Below are 977 nucleotides of genomic sequence, written 5' to 3'. Positions count from 1 at the left end.
ACTTGGACGGTAAAAGATGACTGCGGAAATACTTCTGATACTTTCACACAAATCATTACAATTCAGGATACAACTGCACCGACTTGGACTACACAAAGTGGCTCTTTAAACCAAACTATCGAATGCAGTAATGCGGAAGCTTTAACTTCAGCACAAGCCTTATTCCCAACTGCTTCTGATTTATGTGATGCAGATGTTTCAAATATCACTAAAATAAGCGGACAATTTGTGGCTTCTGAAGGATGCACAAATTCTGGAACTTATACTAACACCTGGACAGTAAAAGACGATTGTGGAAATACTTCTGATACTTTCACACAAATAATTACCATTCAGGATACTACTGCTCCAGCATGGACAACTCAGGCAGGTTCTCTAAACCAGACTGTTGAATGCAGTGATACTTCAGGATTGGATGCCGCACAGGCGTTATTCCCAACCGCTTCTGATTTATGCAATGCTGATGTTTCAAATATCACTAAAGTAAGCGGACAGTTCATAGCTTCTGAAGGATGCGCAAATTCTGGAACTTACACTAATACCTGGACAGTAAAAGATGATTGTGGAAATATTTCTGATACTTTCACACAAGTAATAACAATTCAAGATACAACTGCTCCAGCATGGACAACTCAGGCAGGTTCTCTAAACCAGACTATTGAATGCAGTAATGCTGAAGCTTTAACTTCGGCTCAGGCGTTATTCCCTTCAGCTTCTGATTTATGCGATGCTGATGTTTCGAATATGACTAAAATAAGCGGACAATTTGTGGCTTCTGAAGGATGCACAAATTCTGGAACTTATACTAACACCTGGACAGTAAAAGACGATTGTGGAAATACTTCTGATACTTTCACACAAATAATTACCATTCAGGATACAACTGCTCCAACATGGACAACACAAGCGGGTTCTTTAAACCAAACTATCGAATGCAGTAATGCTGAAGCTTTAACTTCGGCGCAAGCCTTATTCCC

The 977-nt window shown here is 39.8% G+C and carries 1 protein-coding gene; it reads left to right on the top strand.

What is annotated here, in order from left to right:
* On the top strand, positions 1-977 hold a 977-nt coding region (locus APR43_RS24210; protein WP_317044751.1), incomplete at both ends, for an Ig-like domain-containing protein.

Source organism: Flavobacterium sp. NLM, assembly GCF_002210235.1.
Taxonomy (GTDB): domain Bacteria; phylum Bacteroidota; class Bacteroidia; order Flavobacteriales; family Flavobacteriaceae; genus Flavobacterium; species Flavobacterium panici.
The sequence above is the reverse complement of the archived record's forward strand: the minus strand, read 5'-3'. Positions and strand labels throughout refer to the sequence as shown.